This window comes from Pedobacter riviphilus, from assembly GCF_014692875.1.
Taxonomy (GTDB): domain Bacteria; phylum Bacteroidota; class Bacteroidia; order Sphingobacteriales; family Sphingobacteriaceae; genus Pedobacter; species Pedobacter riviphilus.
In genome coordinates, this window is record NZ_CP061171.1 from 3,620,673 (window position 1) to 3,642,271 (window position 21,599).

Genomic DNA, 21,599 nt, shown 5'->3' on the forward strand with positions numbered 1-21,599 from the left:
ACGCAGCTAATTAAAAATATAAAAAACGTGAAAAAATATACATATACAGAAAAAAAAGATACACGTTCGGGTTTTGGTGCTGGCCTGCATGAGGCTGGAAAGAAAAACGAAAATGTGGTTGCCTTATGTGCCGATTTAGTTGGATCGCTTAAAATGGATGCTTTTATTAAAGATTTTCCTGAGCGTTTTACACAAGTTGGTATTGCCGAAGCAAACATGATCGGTATTGCAGCAGGTATGACCATAGGTGGTAAAATTCCTTTTACAGGTACTTTTGCCAACTTCTCTACTGGCCGTGTTTACGATCAAATCCGTCAATCAGTAGCTTATTCTAACAAAAACGTTAAAATCTGTGCATCACATGCTGGTTTAACCTTAGGCGAAGATGGTGCAACACACCAGATCTTAGAAGATATCGGTTTAATGAAAATGTTGCCAGGAATGGTAGTAATCAATCCTTGCGATTACAATCAAACCAAAGCAGCAACAATGGCCATTGCAGAATATGAAGGTCCGGTTTATTTACGTTTTGGTCGCCCGGTAATCCCTGTTTTTACAGATCCGGATCAAAAATTTGAGATCGGTAAAGCATGGATGGTTAACGAAGGAACAGATGTGACTATTATTGCTACAGGCCATATGGTTTGGAAAGCGATTGAGGCTGGTGAAAAATTAGCTGAATTGGGTATTGACGCTGAAATTATTAATATCCACACCATTAAACCTTTGGATGACGAAGCCATCTTAAAATCAGTTAAGAAAACAGGCTGTGTGGTTACCTGCGAAGAGCACAATAAATTTGGTGGCCTAGGCGAAAGTGTAGCACGTTTGTTAACTACTGAATTGCCAACTCCACAAGAGTTTGTAGCCACTAACGATACTTTTGGCGAAAGCGGAACACCAGATCAGTTAATGTCTAAATATGGCTTAGATGCTGTAAACATTGTTGAAGCTGTTCAAAAAGTAATTGGCAGGAAAAAATAGATTTGAGATAAAGATATGAGAATTGAGATATGAGATCGAATCTCATATCCAATTCTCATATCTCAATTCTCACATCTCAAATCTAGAGATAGAATGAAACAAGTTGAAGATTCAGAAATTCTTACCATGTTTGCTGTCGAGCGCACGCGTAATGAAGCCTTTAACCTGTTGTTAAAAAAATACCAGCAAAAAATATACTGGCACATTAGGAGATTGGTGCTAAACCACGATGACTGCGATGACCTTTTGCAGGAAGTATTTGTTAAAGTTTGGAAAAACCTCGATAAATTCAGAAGTGATTCACAATTGTATACCTGGATATACCGCATCGCTACAAACGAATCGATTACTTTTTTAAACAAGCAAAAACAAAAAAACAATACTCCTTTAGATGAAGTTTCATCTGAACTGGCCGACAATCTGGTGGCATCATCTTATTTTAACGGCGATAAGCTTGAGCTTAAACTGCAAAAAGCAATCCTTACCCTACCCGAAAAACAACGGATTATCTTCAATATGAAATATTTTGATGATATGAAATATGAAGAGATTTCGGAAGTTTTAGGAACCTCGGTAGGCGCGCTAAAGGCATCGTTTCACATTGCCGCAAAAAAAATTGAAGCTTTTATTACAAATGATGAAATAGACTATTAAACCTTTTCACTTTAATTGTATCATATATCTGTGATGAACGAAAATATAGAAAATAATGATTGGATGAACGAAGCCCCTGCACTTGCGGCAATGGGGAAACGCAATCCTTTCTCCGTTCCTGATGGATATTTCGAAAATTGTGATGAGGCCATTTTTTCTGCTGTCTTTTTAAATGGATTGAAACAGAAAACCAGTGACAATAATTTTGAAGTTCCGCAGAATTATTTTGAAGATTTAACGGAACGCATTCAAATCCGGATTGCCCTTTCCGAAATGCCTAAGGCAAAACAAGCCTTTGCAGTACCCGAAAATTATTTCGACACGCTGCAGACTAGAATTGCCGATAAGATTGCAGCATCAGCGCCTAAAAAGGAGGTTAAAGTTATTCCTTTATGGAGACGCAACATTGTTAAATATACAAGTGCAGCATGTTTCTTATTAATGACCTCGATTGGTGTTTATTTTTACCAGAACAGCTCAATTACGACAGCTCAACAGGTACAATCACCGGAAGCAATAAACGAACAACTATTATATGATATTGATGAAAGTACAATCATTGATCATTTAGAAGCGCAAAATACTACATCATCTAATATAAAAACTACTTCTGCCTCAGATACAGAAATGGAAAACTATATCTTGAGTAATTTCTCTTCAAGTGATTTATCTCAGGAACTAAATAATTAAGAAATGAAGAATTTACTTTTTGTTGCTTTAATGTTTTTATTACCTACAAGCCTATTGGCACAAAGGCCAAAGGCAGAAGAAATAGAATCACTTAAAATAGCTTTTTTCACTCAAAAACTGGATTTATCGCCAGAAGAGGCTAAGATTTTCTGGCCAATTTATAACGATATGCAGGCAGAACAAGCTGCCTTACGCAAAGAACGGATGCAGAAAATGATCTCTTTCAGAAAAACGACTGAAATAGATAATCTAACCGATGCACAGGTACAAAGTTTAATTACCAGCGAATTCGATTTCAAGCAAAAAGATCTTAATCTTGATAAAAAATATTACAACAAACTTAAATCGGTATTGCCGATAAAAATTGTTGGAAAGTTTTACCGGGCGCAGGAAGGGTTTAAACGCGAGTTACTCAATAGATTTAAAGGCGGCCAAAGGCAATAAAGAAAAAGGCTTACAGCAATGTAGGTCTTTTTTGTTTTAAAGCACTCTTTCAATTCCGTACTTTTGTACCATGCTTACCCAACGTCAGTTGTTTTTACAACACAATGCACAAACCTCTCCAGAGCCGCTTATGCTCGAATTTGTAAGAGCAAAAGGAATCTACATTTACGATGCACAAAACAAAAAACACATCGATCTTATTGCCGGTATTGGTGTAAGTAATGTTGGCCATTGCCATCCTGCGGTAGTGAAGGCTATTCAAGATCAGGCAGAAACTTATATGCACCTGATGGTTTATGGCGAATATGTACAAACGCCTCAGGTAAATTTTGCCAAAGCCCTTGCCGATATTTTACCCGAAAGTTTAAGTTGCACCTACTTTTTAAACTCAGGAACCGAGGCTGTAGAAGGTGCCATGAAGCTGGCTAAACGGTATACTGGCAGAAAAGGGTTTATTGCCTGCAAAAATGCTTACCACGGCAGTACGCAAGGAGCAGAAAGTTTAATGGAAAGTGATTTCTACTCTTCTGGCTATGGTCCTTTCTTGCCTCACGTAAGTTTTATTGAACATAACAATGTTGATGATCTCGAAAAAATCACTTCAGAAATCGCTGCTGTTTTTATCGAGCCTATACAAGGTGAAGCCGGAATAAGGGTTGCCGATTTAAACTATATGAAAGCTTTGCGTGCAAAATGTACAGAAACCGGAACTTTATTAATCTTCGACGAAATACAATCTGGCTTTGGCCGCAGTGGTAAAATGTTTGCCTTCCAGCATTATAATGTAGTGCCTGATGTACTGCTCCTGGCGAAAGGAATTGGTGGTGGAATGCCAATCGGTGCTTTTATCAGTTCATTGGAAATAATGTCGGTATTATCGCATACACCAATTTTGGGTCACATGACTACTTTTGGTGGTCATCCGGTTTGTTGCGCTGCCGGTTTGGCAACCTTACGTACCTTGGTTGATGATCTCATTGTTGATGAAGTAGAAGAAAAAGGGCAATTATTTAAACAGCTCCTTCAACATCCTGCCATTAAAGAAATTAGAGGAAAAGGTTTGATGCTTGCTATTGAGTTTGAGAATTTCGAGATCAATAAAAAAATCATCGATGCCTGTATCTTAGACGGCGTACTGTCTGACTGGTTTTTACATTGCAGCAATTCTATGCGCATTGCCCCTCCTTTAATTATTACAAAAGAAGAAATTAAAGAAGCTTGCAAGACCATCTTAAAAAATATTAACTTAGTTGCAGGGTAAAAAGCATGGGGCATAGCTTAAAATGCTGAAAAATAAAACTACTAACTGTTAGCTGAAATGAATGTATTAATCGTTGAAGATGAAAAGAGCCTGGCACTTGAAATGGACGAATTCTTGAGTAAAGAAGGATTTATTGTAGAACATGCCTGGAAAAAATCTTCTGCAGAAGAAAAGATATTTGTAAACAATTACGATTTCATTTTGTTAGATCTGGGTTTGCCAGATGGCGATGGCTTCGACATTTTGAAACAATTAAAATCTACGAAAGACCGAGATGATGCCGTAATCATTTTAACTGCCCGTAGTGCTGTTGATGACCGCATTAAAGGCCTTGATGAAGGTGCAGATGATTATTTACCGAAGCCATTTTCGTTAAACGAACTTTTAGCGCGTATGCACGCGATTACCCGTAGAAAACACAAATTGGAGAAAAACGAGGTAAACATCCACAACTTCTTGCTCAATATTCAGAATAGAACCGTTTCTTTTGGTGATGAAAGATTAAACCTTACCAAAAAGGAATTCGAAATATTTAACTATTTGGTGTTGAACAAAAACCGGGTGGTATCGAGAATGAGCTTAACTGAACATGTTTGGGGTGATATTTTAGAAGTTAATTCTGATTCGAACTTTGTAGATGTGCATGTTAAAAATCTGCGAAAAAAACTTGCAGGAATTAGCCCAATAGATTGGTTTGAAACCGTAAGGAGTATTGGATACAGGATTAATTGCTAATGAGTTAGAAAGTTGGAGGTCGGAAGCTTAGTGGGTTGTAATTTTCAATCAGCAGTTTGCAGTTAGCAATTTAACAAATACAAAAATTTAATTAACCGATTTAAACAATTAACCAGTTAACCCATTACCCAATAAAGCATCATGTCAAACATCATCCATATAAATGAAGTTACAGGTTAAATTTTCTTTATATAATGCGATAACCAAAATTGCCATCATTTTGGTATTGGGTGCCATCATTCTATTCTCGCTTGACAGACTTGCCTACAACCAGTTTGATAACCGTCTGATCAAAAAAAAGAATAAAATTATTAAGCACTTAAATGATGATGAAATCGACAGCCTATTAAATAAACAGCAATCTTTTACCGATTATAACATATTAAAAGAAGAATTTATTGTTCTAACAGACATTCCAGACAATCAAAAAGATTCTACAGCGAAGGTATTTACCGAAAAGAGGGAAATTGAAGGTGATATTGAGGTATACAGAATACTGAATTATAAATTTTCTTATCATACAAACTGGTATAACCTGGAGATTGGAGAAACAATGACCGCCCTCCAGTCCATTAAAAATTCGATCCGTTTTTATATGCTGATTGTACTGGTTGCTGCCTTACTGATTACCCTTGTAACCGACTTTACTTTTTCCAACTTCTTATTGAAACCCTTTTATCAAATTATCGATAAAAAAATTAATCTGGTTGACGATCCATCTCACTACAACTATCAGAATATACCAACCACTACCAACGATTTTAAAATCTTGGATAACAGCATAAATTCTCTTATGCGTAAAATAAACACACTTTTCGCCTTAGAAAAGCAGTTTATTGCTAACGTTTCGCACGAACTACTTACCCCAATTTCAATTTTAAGTACACGTTTCGAAAACATGCTCAACACACCTGGCATTCCTGTGGAGCACGAAAATAAGATATATGCATCATTAAAAACCCTGAACCGCTTAAAGGTGATCATTAACAGTTTGTTACTTATTTCGAAAGTAGAAAACAATCAATACCTAAAAACAGAAGAAATTAGCCTTAAACGCGAAATAGATGATATATATGAAGACCTGGAAGATCGAATAGTGGATAAAAACATCAGCTATAATGCCAACCTCTCGAAGGATTTTCATTTCACCGGAAATAAAGCACTGATACATACACTTCTAATCAACATTATCAATAATGCGATAAAGTACAATGTTGTGGGCGGTTCCATTACCATAACAGATAAAACCGAAGCAGAAAAATATATCATTTCCATTAGCGATACCGGATCCGGCATGAGTATGGCACTTGTAGAAAATGCATTCGATCGTTTTAAAAGGGGAAATACCGAAGAAAATGGCTTTGGCTTAGGGCTCGCTATTGTGCAAAGTATTGCCCGTTTCCATAAAATAGAGGTCGATATTAAATCTGAAGAACACAAAGGAACCAGCATTTCGCTGTTTTTTTCAAAATAAAACCAGCTAAAATAAGGGGTACAAAGAAATAGATTTTTTTGTATTCGGTAGAGTTTCGTTAATAAAACAAAAGGTTACACCAATTAAAGATGCAACCTTTTTTAACTTTTTCAACTACTTTACAGCATCGGTTGCTGCTTTCGACCACTCCTCGCTTAACTTAAGCACGTAATCAGAATATTTTTGTATTTCATCTGGCTTTAGCTTACTTGCCCAGCCCGTTGCCTGATTTGCCCAAGCAGTGTATTTATCGCTTATGGCTTTAATTTCAGCAGCGTTTTTACTTTTTACCGCTACAACATATTCATCTTTTAATTTGCTATATTCAGCAAGGCCTTTATTTACTTCTTCACTTGAGAAAGTCGGAACATCTGTTTTAACGGTTTCAGTTGTTTTTGTAGTTACTTTCGTAATGGTGTCTCCATTAGCAGAAATTTCGCTTGAGTCTTTGGTCGTTTCTGTTTTTTTAGTACTATCGCACGATACTAATGTAGAAGCCAGCAGACCTACTGCAGCAATTGATAAGAAGGTGTTTTTCATGATGGATTTAGTTTTTAGCCGAAAGATGACTAAATATTGTGCCAAATCATTAAAAGCCCGATTAATCAAGAGATAATTTTGTCTATAAATCCTCAAACCGTTCCCAAAACCCATCAACAGGTAATTTGGCGAATATGTTTACAGGTTCTTTTTTTACCGGGTGTATAAACTGTAAGCGCCGCGCATGTAGGCAAATACTTCCTTTTCTGCTTCCTCGCGGATAACCATATTTATTATCACCCATAATCGGGCAGCCCATTGATGATAGCTGAACCCTAATCTGGTGCGATCGGCCTGTTAAAGGATCAACCTCCAAAAGATAATAATCGCCAACCTTGGCTTTTACTTTATAAGAAAGCTCGGCCCGCTGGCTGCCAGTAACTTCTGTATTATAATAAGAAACCACATTTTTCTGCGGGTTTTTCACCAGCCAATGCACCAAAGTAGCCGATTCTTTCTCTGGCTTGTTCTTCACCACTGCCCAATAGGTTTTCTTTACTTCCCTGTTTTTAAAAACAGCATTCATCCGTTCTAAAGCCTTACTGGTTTTAGCAAACAAAATTACACCACTCACCGGTCGGTCTAAACGGTGTACTACCCCTAAAAAAGCACCATTGGGTTTATTGTACTTTTTAGCGATATACTTTTTCACCTGTTCATCCAAAGGCTCATCGCCAGTTTCATCAACCTGCACAATATCACCTGCTCTTTTGTTAATAGCGATTAAATGATTGTCTTCAAAAAGGATGTCGTTATCGGTAATTGGCATTTAACCCCTCCGGCCCCTAAAGGGGAACTTAAATTTAATTATATATTGATTTATTTTTTAAATATTAACCTCTTGTAATAAAGGCCCATTTAGGGGTTTGAGGTTAATATTGTTCTTTCTCGTTCGGGAAATCATTTCCTTTTACGTCGCGGATGTACGATTGCGCTGCACCCAAAATTTCGTCGTAAAGATTTATATACTGGCGTAAAAAACGGGGCTTAAATCCTTTGGTTAAACCAATCATATCATTTACCACCAAAACCTGTCCATCGCAGTTTGGTCCAGCACCAATACCAATAGTTGGGATATGCAGGCTTTCTGTAACTTCTTTACCTAGTGCAGCAGGAATTTTCTCCAACACGATTGCAAAGCAACCAGCAGCCTGTAAAGCCAAAACATCTGTTTTTAACTTATTGGCTTCTTCTTCTTCCTTAGCGCGAACAGTATAGGTGCCGAATTTATAAATAGACTGTGGTGTTAAGCCCAAGTGTCCCATTACAGGAATTCCCGCTGTGATGATGCGTTGAACAGATTCGATAATTTCTTCACCGCCTTCCAATTTAACGCCATGAGCCCCCGATTCTTTCATAATCCTTATTGCCGAGTTCAAAGCTTCCTTCGAGTTTCCCTGATAAGAGCCAAAAGGTAAATCAACTACAACGAAAGCCCGTTTAACGGCCCTTATTACAGATGCAGCATGATAAATCATCTGATCTAGGGTTATAGGCAAAGTAGTTTCATGACCAGCCATTACATTTGAAGCAGAATCGCCAACAAGTAAAACGTCTAATCCTGCATCATCTAGGATAGTTGCCATCGAATAATCGTAGGCCGTTAACATAGATATTTTTTCACCACGTTGTTTCATTTCCTGTAAAATGTGCGTGGTGATGCGTTTGATTTCTTTATGTACCGACATGGGATTTGTTTTGTGTTGCCAAAAGTATCGTTTTTTCTTTAAAAAGGTATAAGGTTTGAGGCATAAGGTTTAGGACTGAGTCATCTTATACCCTACAGCCTAAACCTTTCACCTTATTTCACTTTTCTCTTTACATTCCCAATCTAAAATTCTATCTTTGTACCCCGAAATGGAAGGGATATATTCATCTTTTTTTGCACCCTGCAAAAACGGCTTTAATGCCGAAAGCCATTCTTTTTTCAACTCTTTTTTAAATCAAAATCCATATTGTAATTACCATGACTAACTACACCAAGTTACCTGCGATTTTATTACTGGCCGATGGCACAGTTTTTTACGGCAAAGCTGCCGGAAAAATTGGCACCACTACTGGCGAAATCTGTTTTAATACCGGGATGACAGGTTACCAGGAAATTTTTACTGATCCAAGTTATTTTGGACAGATAATGGTTACCACCAATGCTCACATTGGTAATTATGGTATCCATAAAGACGAAATCGAATCAGGTTCGATCAAAATTGCTGGTTTAGTTTGCAAAAATTACAACATTGTTTATAGCCGTAAAGAAGCGACAGAATCTATTCAGGATTATTTCCAGAATGATAACCTGGTAGCCATTTCTGATATCGACACCCGTGCATTGGTTCGCCACATTAGAGATAAAGGCGCAATGAATGCAATTATTTCTTCTGAAATCACCGATATTGAAGAGTTAAAACAAAAACTGGCTGAAGTACCTTCTATGGAAGGCTTAGAGCTTTCTTCTAAAGTAAGTACAACTGAACCATATTTTTACGGTAACCCTGAAGCAAGCTTAAAAGTGGCTGCTTTAGATTTAGGTATCAAGAAAAACATTTTGCGCAATTTCGAAAACCGCGATATTTACGTTCAGGTTTTCCCGGCTAAAACTACTTTTGCCGAAATGGAAAAATTTAACCCTGACGGCTACTTTATTTCAAATGGCCCTGGCGATCCATCGGTAATGCCATATGCTGTAGAAACGATCACGGAAATTTTAGCGGCAGACAAGCCATTGTTCGGTATCTGCTTAGGTCACCAGTTATTGGCCGAGGCGAACGGCATTGGCACCATGAAAATGTTTAATGGTCACCGCGGATTAAACCACCCTGTAAAAAACATCATTAAAAATCATTGCGAAGTTACTTCTCAAAACCACGGTTTTGGGGTAATTCCTGATGAGGTTAGAAACTCCGATAAAGTAGAGATTACCCACGTTAACTTAAACGATAAATCAATCGAAGGAATCCGTGTTAAAGGTAAAAAAGCATTTTCGGTTCAATATCACCCTGAGTCTTCTCCAGGCCCACACGATTCGCGTTACTTATTCGATGATTTTGTTGATGTAATGAAAGGTGCGCTAGCGTGGTAGGGTTAAGGTTGAAAGACTAAAGCTTAAAGACCAAAGTTTAAAGGCGAAAATACAATAATATGATCTGCGGATTTGCGGCAAAAACAAGCTGTTGATCCGCAGATTTCTTTTATAATCTATTTTCGCCTGTATAAAACATCATTTTACCGACATTTTCGACTATGTATCCAAAAATTCATTTCCTATTCATTTAAAGCTCCTTACATTCGCAACATGGAAACAAAAAAAGCCATTATCAGTGTGAAAGACCTGGTAAAAAAATACGATGATTTCGTGGCCGTTCAAGGGCTTAGTTTTGAGGTATATGAGCATGAGATTTTCGGTCTGCTTGGCCCTAATGGCGCTGGAAAAACCACGACCCTCGAAATTATTGAAACTTTGAGAGCTAAAACATCGGGTGAAATTATTGTAGATGGTTTTTCTGTAGATAAACAACCACAAGACATTAAACAGATTATAGGTGTACAGCTACAGGCTGCGGGTTATTATCCAAATCTCAACCTGATCGAACTGATCGAACTTTTTGCCGGTCTATATGGCGCCAACATCAAACCCATGGAGATGCTGGAGAAAGTAAACCTCCAAGATAAAGCCAAAGCTAAATACAAAGCGCTTTCAGGCGGACAAAAGCAGCGTTTTTCTATAGCTACAACACTCATTAACCAACCGAAGATTATTTTTTTGGATGAACCTACAACAGGTCTAGATCCACAGGCCCGCAGAAATCTCTGGGACCTGATTACAGAAATCCGCGATGCAGGAACAACTGTGGTTATTACCACTCACTATATGGACGAAGCCGAACAGCTTTGTGATCGCGTAGCTTTTGTAGAACGTGGTCAGATTATCGCGCTGGATACTCCTGATAATTTAATAGATAAATTAGTGAGCAGCGGTTTTGAACGCAAAAAAGAGGTTAAAAAAGCCAATCTGGAGGATGTTTTCATTAATCTAACAGGTCAGGAATGGAGAGAATAATTTAAATTCTATTTTTTTTGAAAAGCAAGGGCAGCATTCCAATTAATGTTACTCCCGCTTTTCGTTACAATCTTTTTGTAAATCTTATGAACAGGTAATAAAAACATCTAGAACAAAAAGGATTTACACTACAATCGGGTTTAAGAACATAAAACAGCACAACTATTAATCAAATAGTAAATGAAAAAATATAACAACCTTACAGCAACCCTGGCCCTTGCCAAAGCGAGTTTCCGGTCGATTATGCGGAGCCCTTCGGCGGTGGTTTTTACCCTGGCTTTCCCTTTGATATTTATCCTCGTTTTTGGCTTTTTGGGTGGCGGTGGAACACGTATCGATGTGGGCGTTACCCCTGGCTCAGACGTTAACAACCCAGTGATGGGCATGCTAGAAAAAACAGGCATGATCCGTTTGGTAAAAGATAAATCAAAAGCCGAGTTTGATAAATTACTTGAAAAAGGCAACGTTGATGCCATGATTGATGTGCACAGAAAAGTAAATTCTGCTGCCTATTCGGTTAATGTAGTTTATACTTCTGCATCGAGAGATAAAGGCGGGATTTTAAAATCAGTTTTAAACAATATCTTTTACGATAAAACCTTAAAACCTACAGTAGCAGAAATTAAAGAAAGCACCATTACTGGCCGAGAATATAAAACGATTGATTTTATCCTTCCAGGTCAACTGGGCTTTTCGCTATTAAGCACAGGCGTTTTCGGAACAGCATTCGTATTCTTAAGTCTTCGCCAAACCCTGGTAATTAAGCGCTTTTTTGCAACTCCGGTAAAGCGTTCGAGCATTGTAATTGGTGAAGGGGTTGCCCGTATTGGCTTTGCCTTAATTGGTGCGTTATTTATTATTTTAATTGGCCATTTCTTTTTTGGCTTTACCCTTGTACATGGTGCACTAACGGTCGTCAATATGCTTATACTGGCCACACTTGGTGTTATCGTATTTATGGGCTTTGGTTTTATTATTTCGGGTATTGCCAAAAGCGAAAGCATGGTACCTCCAATATCGAACATCGTTACTTTACCACAGTTTTTACTTTCGGGAACATTTTTTTCTATAGAAGCTTTTCCAAGCTGGTTACAACCCATTAGCCGGGCCTTACCGCTTACCTATTTAAACGATGCCATGCGTAAGGTAGCCTTTGAAGGTTTAGGTTTGTGGGATGTTAAATTCCAGATTATGATCCTATTAATTTGGGGTATTGGCATTTACGCAGTAGCGGTAAAAGTATTTAAGTGGGAATAAGCACTTTAAAAACATTTTGAAATGATAACGTATACGTTATCATTTTTTTTTGGAGAAAAATTTAGTATCGGATATGTTTATTTTTAAGTCTAACCGATAATTATTACCTTTGGGAATGTGGGATTTTGATTTAAGCGATTTAGAAGAGCTATTACCGCAAATAGAAAGGTTATACGAAAAAAAGGCCAAGTTAGAAACTTCAAGGCCATTGCCTAATAGTGCCCTACACCGTATCAAAGAAGACCTTACCCTAGAGTGGACTTATAACTCGAACAGCATAGAAGGAAACACCCTAAGCCTGAAAGAAACCCAAATGGTTTTACAAGAAGGCATGACCGTTAAAGGCAAATCGTTACGAGAACATTTTGAAGCCTATAATCACGAAAAAGCTATTGATTACCTCTACACCTTAGTTAATAAAAACTATACGCTCAGAAGTATTGATATTTTATCGCTTCATGGCCTAGTGCTTAGAAGCATTGAAGATGAATATGCGGGCCGTTTAAGAAATGGCGGTGTGCGCATTGTAGGCGCAAACTTTACACCACCCAATGCCAATAAGGTTTCTGATTTATTAGATCAATTAATCAGCTTTGTAAATGATAACCCATTGGGCTTAAATGATATTCTATTATCTAGTATTTTCCATCATAAACTCGTTTGGATCCATCCTTTTTTTGATGGGAATGGGCGTACCGTGAGGCTTGCCATGAATTTACTACTCATGCGAAATGGCTTCCCCCCTGCTATTATCCTTAAAAATGACAGAAAGAAATACTACGAAGCACTTAACCAAGCTAATAAAGGCAATTACCATAAACTTTGCTTATTAATGTTACAGGCCTTAGAGCGTTCGTTAAATATCTATGTAAATGCATTGCCTGGAAACAATTATGGCGATTATGAACCAATATCAAATATCGTTTCTGAGCCTGATGTTCCCTATGGCCAAGAGTATGTGAGCCTATTGGCCAGACAGGGCAAAATAGATGCCTACAAAGAAGGCAGAGATTGGCTTACTACAAAGTCTGCGGTACAAAGCTATATCAAAACACGCAAAAGAAAACGTTAACCTTTTTTAACTTTTCGGTGGATGGTATTGACGTAATTTTATCGAAAAAATTTAATGAAAAGTTTGATCATCTTTTGTGGTATTTTACTTATTGCCAATACTTCGGAAGCACAGTTTAAATTCTTGGCAAACAACAGCTCTGACCAATACAAGGCTAAAATTTTTGTTGATAAATGTGAAGGGAATGCCTGTAGTGGGAAAGCCACGATTATTATTTACGATATGGCCACAGACAGAGAAATAGATACTTTCCACTCCGAAGACCTAGATTTTAGCTTAACTGAAACTCAAAATGCTAAACTTGGATGGCTGGAACTTGGCAAATACCAAACACCATTAATTTTTGGCGATTTTAATTTTGACGGCTTTGAAGATCTTGCCATCAGAAATGGTAATAATGGTGCTTATGCCAGCCCATCATACCAGGTTTATTTATCATCAAAAGAAAACAAATTCCTGCTTAGCAAGGAACTCACCAAACTGGCCAGCGAAAACCTGGGCATGTTTGATATTGATAAAAAAACAAGGCAAATTGCCATCCATCAAAAAGATGGCTGTTGTTTTGATAAAACCATCAATTACAAATTTGATGCAAAAAATGCATTATACGAAGACTCATCGGTAATTGAAGATTCGAGCATCGCCGATAACGTTACGGTGATTACTCAGAAACTGGTTGATGGAAAAATAAAAAGAACCGTGCAAAAATTCAAGATCAAAGATTATTACAATCAATAATAAGAATTCACCAAGCACAGTTTAACACGGATTTCTGCCTTCGTTACCTTTTTATTTTAGCCGTAGCGTCTCGATACGACATACCAATAGTTTGTTTTTTTAGTCTTTTAATGGGATCCTAAGACCAGATTGTGATGTTATTACTGAGGGTCTATATCGCAGGAAAGATGCTGAAATAAATTCAGCATGACGATCGCGGTCTATGCAGCTCAATAAACTTAAAGGGCTGCTTTTACCAAAAATGGCAGTATTTCTTTCTGGAAACTTACAAAGTTTTTACGAACATCCGAATCGCTAACCGAAGTAAATGCAAAAGAAAACACAATGCTTTTACTTGCTTTTAATAAAAAGGCCAATCCTTCTCTTCTTGCAGGATTATTCTTAAAGTTATCCAATTGCAGATAGGCGGCTAATAATAAGGCCTCAAGCTGATCTGATAAATGTTTTAAAAACTCCTGCGAATTTGCATTTTCACGAACAAAATCCCAGCCGATAAATTCGTTACACGCGGTAAATGATAAGCGGCTTGTTTTCATTACCAGTGCTTTTAAGTGCTCTTCTTCTGAAGTGTAACTTACTTTATTGTGCAATATTTCATAAAGGTTTTGATCCAGGTAATCCATCAGGATACCATCTAAAACCTGTTCCTTACTCTCAAAATATTTGTAAATTGTAGCTTTAGCTATACGGGCCTTTTTTGCAATTTCGTTTACACTGGTTTTATGGTAACCGTATTTTCTAAATAGTTCTTTGGCAGCCTTTTTTACTGTTTCTTTTATTTTTTCAGCTTCCATTTTAATTGCTTACGTGTATTAGTGTGTTGCCTTGCAAAGAAACATTATATGCTTTTAAGCTTCTTTCTGCTGGTGCTTTTTGTGGACTACCATCAAGCAGTAAAAATTTCGCTCCAGAACAAGGGTCAGTTGCAGTAAAACCACCTTCATCAGGAGTAACCTTGCAAATTTTCTCTGGGTTTACAGTACTGCAGCGATCGAAACAAACATATCCAAAATCAGTTTTTACAATAAGTAATCCACCAACTCCTTTATCTGGAACCACCAAAACTGTATTATTAATGGCTTTCAGGCTAAATTCGGTTATGGTTACATTATAATTTACAGCCACATCAGGAATGTAACCTCCATCTTTACCGCAACCTGTAACAATTAGCAGTACAAACAATATGCTATATAGGTATTTCATCATTAAATTAAAGCAGATTTAAATTGCTTTAAGAAACGTGCATCATTCTCAGAGAATAAGCGCAAATCTTTAATTACGTATTTCAGATTGGCAATACGTTCTATTCCCATTCCAAATGCAAAACCACTATATTTTTTTGAATCAATACCGCAGTTTTCCAAAACATTTGGATCTACCATACCGCAACCCAAAATTTCTACCCAACCACTGTATTTACAAAACTGGCAGCCAGCACCTTTACAAATGGTACAAGAAATATCCATCTCTGCAGATGGTTCGGTAAAAGGGAAATATGATGGACGGAAACGCACTTTTGTACCTTCTCCGTATAACTCCTGAACGAAATAAAACAAGGTCTGCTTTAAATCGGCAAATGAAACATTTTCATCAACATACAAACCTTCCACTTGGTGGAAAAAGCAGTGGGCACGGGCAGAAATGGCTTCGTTACGGTAAACACGGCCTGGCATAATTGCCCTGAATGGCGGCTGGCCCTGTTCCATCATACGTACCTGTACCGAAGAAGTATGCGTACGTAAGGCAATATCGCCTTTTTCTCCACCTTTTTTTATGAAGAAAGTATCTTGCATATCTCTTGCAGGATGCTCTTCAGGGAAGTTTAGTGCCGAAAAGTTATGCCAATCATCTTCAATTTCAGGACCTTCAGCTACGGTAAAACCTAGTTTAGCAAAAATCTCTACGATTTCTCTCCGTACTAAGGCTAAAGGATGGCGTGAGCCAATCTCGAAACCTTCGCCAGGTAAAGTTAAATCTTGTTGCGTGTTTTCAGTTTTTGCTTCAGAATTTTCAGTAGATTCTTTTAAGGTGAGGTATTTTGATTCAGCAAGTTGCTTAAACTCATTTAAAACCTTACCTAACGACCTTTTTTCTTCAACAGAAACCGATTTGAATTCGTCGAAAATTTCTTTGATTATACCTTTGCTCCCTAAATATTTAATACGGAATTGCTCTAACTCGTCTGCTTTTTCAGTTACGAAAGCATTAATTTTATCGGTATACTGTGCTATTTTATCCTGTAACATGGCTTCAAATATACGGCAAATTATCCAATAATTTTAGGGTTGGTGAGTTCAAATAATCTGTTTACAATACCATTATAAAAGAAAATGAACCCATAAACAACAAAAGCCGCTTAAGCGGCTTTTGTTGTAATCGTAAATCTATGGGTTTTAAATTACCCCCAATTCTTTACCTACTTTGGTAAATGCGGCAATCGCTTTATCTAAGTGATGTTGCTCATGTCCGGCTGATAACTGCACACGAATTCTCGCTTTGCCCTGTGGCACAACTGGATAAAAGAACCCGATTACATAAATACCCTCTTCTAACATTTTAGCAGCGAACTGCTGTGCAATTTTAGCATCATACAACATTACTGGAACAATTGGATGGAAACCTGGTTTAATATCGAAACCAGCCTCGGTCATTTTTTCACGGAAATATTTGGTATTGTTTTCCAATTTATCTCTTAACGATGTGGTTTCGCTTAACATATCCAATACCGCAATAGATGCACCTGCAATTGCTGGCGCTAAGGTATTAGAGAATAAATATGGACGTGAACGTTGGCGTAACATATCGATAATTTCTTTTTTGCCAGAGGTAAAACCACCAGATGCACCACCTAAAGCTTTACCCAAAGTACCGGTAATAATATCGATACGGTCGATCACATTGAAATGCTCGTGTGTTCCGCGGCCATTTTTACCGATAAAACCTGTACAATGCGATTCATCGATCATAATCAAGGCTTCGTATTTATCAGCCAGATCTGCAATTTTATCCAGCGGAGCAACCGACCCATCCATAGAGAAAGCACCATCAGTAACAATAATTCTATGTCTGCAATCTTTGGCAGCAATTAACTGTTTTTCCAGATCTTCCATATCTGCATTTTTATAACGGAAACGTTGTGCTTTACACAATCTAACACCGTCGATAATTGATGCGTGATTTAACTCATCAGAAATAATAGCATCTTCTGCATTAAACAATGGTTCGAAAACCCCACCATTTGCATCAAATGCGGCAGCATATAAAATGGTATCCTCCGTACCTAAAAATTTAGAAATCTTAGCTTCCAGTTCTTTGTGCACATCTTGTGTTCCACAGATAAAACGCACTGAAGACATTCCATAGCCATGATCGTCGATTGCTTTCTTAGCTGCTTCTATCACTTTTGGATGAGAAGAAAGACCTAAATAATTATTTGCACAAAAGTTGACTACTTCAGCACCACCACTTACTTTAATGTCGGCACCCTGAGGTGTAATAATTATACGTTCGCGTTTAAATAATCCAGCGTTTTCGATTTCTTCAAGTTCTTTTTGAAGAACAGGTTGTAATGTTTTATACATGGCCTTTTTATATGGTTGATTTTGGGTCCAAAGTTATAAAAAAAAGTCTTTTCAGACCTAAAAACGCAATTTCCATCATAAACCTTACAGACAAACGTTTGATCGGCAAACTAATTGATGTTATGCATTTTATTATTATTATAAAACATTGTACCATCACTATTTTTTTTCGATCTTAACAAACTTTAACATGTAACTATGTGTATAGTGTTAAAAGATATTCGATATTTAGAGCATACTAATTAATTATGATAAGAATTTGCGCACTCCTGTTTTTTTGTGGCTTTACCAATATTATTTTTGCTCAACAATCTACCGTTACAGGTGTAGTTAAAGATAATAGCGGTCAGCCTATTCCGTTCGCCTCAGTTTATTTAAAAAATACAACTAGTGGAACATCTGCAAATATTGATGGAAAATACTCCATGAAGTTAAAAAACGGTGAATATACTTTGAGTTTTAGGGCTGTAGGCTATAAACAGCAAGATCATATCATTAACCTTTCGGCAGATCAATCGCTTAACGTAACATTAACATCAGAAAGTTATACTTTAGAAAACGTAAATATAAGGGCAAATGCTGAGGACCCGGCTTATGCCATTATCCGCAAGGCTATTAAACAGAGAAAAACACATTTAAATGAGGTGAAGGAATTTAGTTGTGATGTTTATATCAAAGGTGTGCAACGTTTAAGGGGTGCCCCTAAAAAGTTCTTTGGTCGGGATATCCAAAAAGTTTTAGAACTCGATACCAATAGAAAAGGCATCATTTATTTATCAGAATCGCAAAGCAAGTTCAATTTCAAAAGGCCCAACGAGGTGCATGAAGAAATGATTTCATCAAAAGTTGCAGGCAGAAACAATTCATTTAGTTTTAACAAAGCTTCTGATTTAATTATTAATTTTTATGACAATTATCTACTTGAAAACAAATTAAGCGCTAGGGGGTTCATTTCTCCAATTGCAGACAATGCCTTATTTTATTATAAATATAAATTATTGGGCGAAAGCAAGGAAAACGGGGAGATTATCCATAAAATAGAAGTAATCCCCCGCCGTGAAAATGACCCGGTTTTTAGGGGTATTATTTATATTATTGATGATAGCTGGAGAATTTACAACACTGATGTTTACCTAACCAAGAACGCGGGAATCAATTTTATAGATACTTTAAACATCAGTCAGCAGTTTACCAAGGTTCAGGATATTTATATGCCTACTGCTATTAATTTTCAATTTGCGGGGAATGTGCTGGGCTTTAAAATTGCAGGTTATTATGTGGGTATTTACAATAATTATAACCTGGACCCTAAATTCCCTAAAAACTTTTTTAGCGGCGAGATCTTAAAAATTACCGAAATGGTAAACAAAAAAGATTCTCTTTACTGGAAAAACAACAGGCCTATTCCTTTAACAGAAGATGAAAAAATCAACTATGTTAAAAAAGACAGCATAGCGAAGTTAAAAGAATCGAAAAAGTATCTCGATTCGCTTGAAAAAGACAATAATAAGTTCGGCATAGCTAAATTGTTATTACATGGCTATAGCGTTAACGACCGCTATGATAAGGAATATTGGTCTTTTGATCCAGTACTTAGGGCTATATTTTACAATACCGTAGAAGGTTTTGCAGTAAAATACGGGGTTACCTATAGAAAGGATTTCGAGAACAGGAGATCTTATTACATCCGTCCTGAACTGAGATATGGTTTTGCCAACCAAAAACTTACCGGAAGCTTAACGGGAAGCTACTACTACAATCCACTTAAAAGGGCTAGTATAGGTGCATCATTCGGAAATGGTATTTTTGATTTGAACAACTTAGGATCAATGACTGCATTGGGAAATACCATTAACTCGTTACTTTATGAAAAAAACTTCTCAAAATTTTATGAGAAGGGTTTTATTAACATTAATACAACCAGAGAATTGGCAACGGGCCTGCAGGGAAGTATAAGTGTAGATTATAGCAAAAATAAAAGCTTAACCAATAATTCTACCTTTAAATTCATCGACGCAAAAGATAGGGAATTCACCTCCAACAATCCTTTCAGTCCAGATACTGAAACGCCACTTTTCCCAACCTATAACTCTTTTAGTGCAACTGCAAGTTTAACTTATACTATTGGGCAGAAATACATTACACGTCCGGATGGGAAGTTTTACACCGAATCTAAATTCCCAAAGATGACCTTATTGTATAAAAAAGGGTTTAACGGAGTATTAAACAGTGATGTTGATTATGATTTTGTAAAACTTGAGGTTTCTCAGGACAGGATCGGGCTGGGCTTATGGGGTTACACTTCATTTTTGGCTGGCGTGGGCAAATTCCTGAACAACAAAAGCATGTTTTATCCTGATTTTAAACACTTTGCAGGTAACATTTCTACCATTTTTCCTCCAAATCTGCGGAAGTTTCAATATTTAGATTTTTACCAGTTCAGTACCAATCAACAATATTTCGAAGCGCATTTAGAACATAATTTCGCAGGCTTTTTCATGAATAAGGTTCCATTATTGCGTAAGGCTAAGTTGGAAGAATTTATTGGAGGCGGCTATCTTTCTTCTCCAGAAAAGCGGAATTATAAAGAATTTTACTTCGGTATCCAACGTTTGGTATTAAGGGCCAGTTATGGTTTTGCGTACGATGGTGCCCGCAAATTAACACAAGGATTTAGAATAGCTTACACCTTATAATAAAGTTTAGGGTTTAGAAGTTAGGTTTGAAGGTATATTTAGAGGGCAAAACCTTACACCTTTATCTTTTTACCTTCAAGCTTTTTTATTATCTTTGCACCGCTTTAAACGCCGTTTGCAACGGTATCAACAGCGTTATGAAAAAATATCAGACACTACTTTACTATTGCTATAGTTATATAGCGGAGGCAGAACAATTTGCTGCTGATCATCTTAAATTTTGTAAATCCTTGGGCCTAGTTGGCCGTATTATCGTTGCCGACGAAGGTTTAAACGGCACTGTTTCGGGAACAGCCGAAGCCTGCGAAGCTTATATGAAAGCAGTACATGCTGACGAAAGGTTTGCAAAAACTGAATTTAAAATCGATAATGTTGAAGAACTTTCGTTCTTGAAAATGCACTGCCGTTACAAATCGGAAATCGTGCACTCAGGCTTAAGGGATACATCGATTATTGATCCGAACAAACAAACAGGTAAACACTTAGAGCCAGTCGATTTTATGAAAATGAAAGATGACGAGGATGTGGTTATCCTTGATGTGCGCTCTAATTATGAACATAACCTTGGTAAGTTTAAGAATGCTGTAACGCTGGATATTGAGAATTTCCGCGATTTCCCTGAACAGATCAACCAGCTTGCCCAATATAAAGACAAAAAAATATTAACCTATTGTACTGGAGGCATTAAATGCGAAAAAGCTTCTGCTTTGCTTTTACACCACGGCTTTAATGATGTTTATCAATTACACGGTGGTATTATTAAATACGGAAAAGAAGCAGGCGGTAAAGACTTTGAAGGCAAATGTTATGTTTTCGATAACCGCATTGCAGTTGATGTAAATGAGGTAAATCCAACTATAGTTTCGGTTTGCTATAATTGTGGTAAAACTACTCCAAAAATGATCAACTGTGCCAATCCGGAGTGTAATGAGCACATTACCCAATGTGATGAATGCGGCGATCAGCTTCAGGGCTGTTGCTCAGTTGAGTGCACTACCAATCCACGCAAGCGCCCTTACGATGGCACGGGCTATTATGTAAAGGTTCCGCAGCCGGTTGCTGTGAAAAGTTAGGTTTTGGTATGATTTTCTATAGTTGATTAATGAAGCTTCAATTGTAGCGATTATAACATCATAAGTTTTTTTGGAGCGCAGTGTCATTGCAAACAACACGGGTTCCGTCCTGCTGTACGTTTTACTTCGCCAATGAAGAATTGGCTTCGTGCCACTGCCATCAGGGCTAGTTGGCGGGTTCCGGCATTCAATTCTTGAATTACTTGACTGCTTAATATTTCTTAATCTCTCAATGGCGAAGGCAATTAACCATTATAATATTGCATAACCACGATCTCTTTTAATAGTGCGATTATTGATCATTTATCAAAAAGCCTTCATTAAACTAATAGTCATGAACTAT

Annotated in this window: 21 protein-coding genes; 14 read left to right on the forward strand and 7 right to left on the reverse strand. The window is 37.2% G+C overall.

Annotated features, from left to right (window positions below; genetic code table 11):
* Nucleotides 1-27: 27 nt before the first annotated feature.
* The 7 genes from H9N25_RS14755 (at nucleotide 28) to H9N25_RS14785 (ending at nucleotide 6,242) form a co-directional block, all read left to right on the forward strand.
* Nucleotides 28-984: a transketolase family protein gene (locus H9N25_RS14755; protein WP_029274068.1), complete on the forward strand. Its 957-nt coding sequence runs from the start codon at nucleotides 28-30 to the stop codon at nucleotides 982-984.
* 93 nt (nucleotides 985-1,077) lie between these two features.
* Entirely contained in the window at nucleotides 1,078-1,638 is a 561-nt protein-coding gene (locus H9N25_RS14760) for an RNA polymerase sigma factor (protein WP_167296723.1), read from the forward strand.
* Nucleotides 1,639-1,671: 33 nt separating this feature from the next.
* Nucleotides 1,672-2,328, forward strand: a complete 657-nt coding sequence (locus H9N25_RS14765; RefSeq protein ID WP_190326389.1) for a hypothetical protein — start codon at nucleotides 1,672-1,674, stop codon at nucleotides 2,326-2,328.
* 3 nt (nucleotides 2,329-2,331) lie between these two features.
* A complete protein-coding gene (locus tag H9N25_RS14770) occupies nucleotides 2,332-2,772 on the forward strand; it encodes a hypothetical protein (RefSeq protein ID WP_190326390.1) in 441 nt (146 codons plus the stop codon).
* A gap of 70 nt (nucleotides 2,773-2,842) precedes the next feature.
* A complete protein-coding gene (locus tag H9N25_RS14775; RefSeq protein ID WP_190326391.1) occupies nucleotides 2,843-4,033 on the forward strand; it encodes an aspartate aminotransferase family protein in 1,191 nt (396 codons plus the stop codon).
* Nucleotides 4,034-4,090: 57 nt separating this feature from the next.
* Nucleotides 4,091-4,768 carry a response regulator transcription factor gene (locus H9N25_RS14780; RefSeq protein WP_167296727.1) on the forward strand — a complete coding sequence of 226 codons (678 nt, stop codon included), beginning with the start codon at nucleotides 4,091-4,093 and terminating at the stop codon, nucleotides 4,766-4,768.
* A gap of 163 nt (nucleotides 4,769-4,931) precedes the next feature.
* The gene (locus tag H9N25_RS14785; protein WP_190326392.1) at nucleotides 4,932-6,242 is read left to right on the forward strand and encodes a sensor histidine kinase; all 1,311 of its coding nucleotides are present in this window, start codon (nucleotides 4,932-4,934) and stop codon (nucleotides 6,240-6,242) included.
* A 114-nt stretch (nucleotides 6,243-6,356) separates the two neighbouring features.
* Here H9N25_RS14785 and H9N25_RS14790 read toward each other — a convergent pair whose 3' ends face one another.
* From H9N25_RS14790 to panB, 3 genes are all read right to left on the reverse strand, one after another.
* Nucleotides 6,357-6,782: a hypothetical protein gene (locus H9N25_RS14790; RefSeq protein WP_190326393.1), complete on the reverse strand. Its 426-nt coding sequence runs from the start codon at nucleotides 6,780-6,782 to the stop codon at nucleotides 6,357-6,359.
* 82 nt (nucleotides 6,783-6,864) lie between these two features.
* A complete protein-coding gene (locus H9N25_RS14795; RefSeq protein ID WP_086547465.1) occupies nucleotides 6,865-7,551 on the reverse strand; it encodes an RluA family pseudouridine synthase in 687 nt (228 codons plus the stop codon).
* A 103-nt stretch (nucleotides 7,552-7,654) separates the two neighbouring features.
* On the reverse strand, nucleotides 7,655-8,470 hold the full coding sequence (panB, locus tag H9N25_RS14800) for a 3-methyl-2-oxobutanoate hydroxymethyltransferase (protein ID WP_167296730.1): 816 nt from the start codon (nucleotides 8,468-8,470) through the stop codon (nucleotides 7,655-7,657).
* Between the two features lie 278 nt (nucleotides 8,471-8,748).
* On the opposite strand from panB, the gene carA reads away from it, so the two are divergent.
* The 5 genes from carA to H9N25_RS14825 all read left to right on the forward strand — a co-directional run bounded on the left by carA (nucleotide 8,749) and on the right by H9N25_RS14825 (nucleotide 13,906).
* Nucleotides 8,749-9,861, forward strand: a complete 1,113-nt coding sequence (gene carA, locus H9N25_RS14805) for a glutamine-hydrolyzing carbamoyl-phosphate synthase small subunit (protein WP_190326394.1) — start codon at nucleotides 8,749-8,751, stop codon at nucleotides 9,859-9,861.
* A gap of 213 nt (nucleotides 9,862-10,074) precedes the next feature.
* Entirely contained in the window at nucleotides 10,075-10,839 is a 765-nt protein-coding gene (locus H9N25_RS14810) for an ABC transporter ATP-binding protein (RefSeq protein ID WP_167296732.1), read from the forward strand.
* Nucleotides 10,840-11,019: 180 nt separating this feature from the next.
* Complete coding sequence (locus tag H9N25_RS14815; RefSeq protein ID WP_190326395.1) at nucleotides 11,020-12,096, forward strand: ABC transporter permease; 1,077 nt, start codon at nucleotides 11,020-11,022, stop codon at nucleotides 12,094-12,096.
* Nucleotides 12,097-12,211: 115 nt separating this feature from the next.
* Nucleotides 12,212-13,168, forward strand: coding sequence for a Fic family protein (locus tag H9N25_RS14820; protein WP_190326396.1), 957 nt, complete (start codon nucleotides 12,212-12,214; stop codon nucleotides 13,166-13,168).
* 54 nt (nucleotides 13,169-13,222) lie between these two features.
* Nucleotides 13,223-13,906 (forward strand): FG-GAP repeat protein, encoded by a 684-nt coding sequence (locus H9N25_RS14825; protein ID WP_190326397.1) that lies wholly within the window; start codon nucleotides 13,223-13,225, stop codon nucleotides 13,904-13,906.
* A gap of 218 nt (nucleotides 13,907-14,124) precedes the next feature.
* Here H9N25_RS14825 and H9N25_RS14830 read toward each other — a convergent pair whose 3' ends face one another.
* The 4 genes from H9N25_RS14830 to kbl all read right to left on the reverse strand — a co-directional run bounded on the left by H9N25_RS14830 (nucleotide 14,125) and on the right by kbl (nucleotide 17,487).
* A complete protein-coding gene (locus H9N25_RS14830; protein ID WP_167296736.1) occupies nucleotides 14,125-14,700 on the reverse strand; it encodes a TetR/AcrR family transcriptional regulator in 576 nt (191 codons plus the stop codon).
* A gap of 1 nt (nucleotide 14,701) precedes the next feature.
* On the reverse strand, nucleotides 14,702-15,112 hold the full coding sequence (locus H9N25_RS14835; RefSeq protein WP_190326398.1) for a Rieske (2Fe-2S) protein: 411 nt from the start codon (nucleotides 15,110-15,112) through the stop codon (nucleotides 14,702-14,704).
* Nucleotides 15,112-16,152, reverse strand: a complete 1,041-nt coding sequence (pheS, locus tag H9N25_RS14840; RefSeq protein ID WP_167296738.1) for a phenylalanine--tRNA ligase subunit alpha — start codon at nucleotides 16,150-16,152, stop codon at nucleotides 15,112-15,114. The genes H9N25_RS14835 and pheS overlap by 1 nt, the downstream gene beginning before the upstream one ends.
* Before the next feature lie 147 nt (nucleotides 16,153-16,299).
* A complete protein-coding gene (kbl, locus tag H9N25_RS14845) occupies nucleotides 16,300-17,487 on the reverse strand; it encodes a glycine C-acetyltransferase (protein WP_086547474.1) in 1,188 nt (395 codons plus the stop codon).
* Between the two features lie 248 nt (nucleotides 17,488-17,735).
* Here kbl and H9N25_RS14850 point away from each other — a divergent pair, with 248 nt between their 5' ends.
* The gene (locus tag H9N25_RS14850) at nucleotides 17,736-20,183 is read left to right on the forward strand and encodes a DUF5686 and carboxypeptidase regulatory-like domain-containing protein (RefSeq protein WP_190326399.1); all 2,448 of its coding nucleotides are present in this window, start codon (nucleotides 17,736-17,738) and stop codon (nucleotides 20,181-20,183) included.
* Nucleotides 20,184-20,320: 137 nt separating this feature from the next.
* Nucleotides 20,321-21,256 carry an oxygen-dependent tRNA uridine(34) hydroxylase TrhO gene (gene trhO / locus H9N25_RS14855; protein WP_167296740.1) on the forward strand — a complete coding sequence of 312 codons (936 nt, stop codon included), beginning with the start codon at nucleotides 20,321-20,323 and terminating at the stop codon, nucleotides 21,254-21,256.
* Nucleotides 21,257-21,599: the final 343 nt, after the last annotated feature.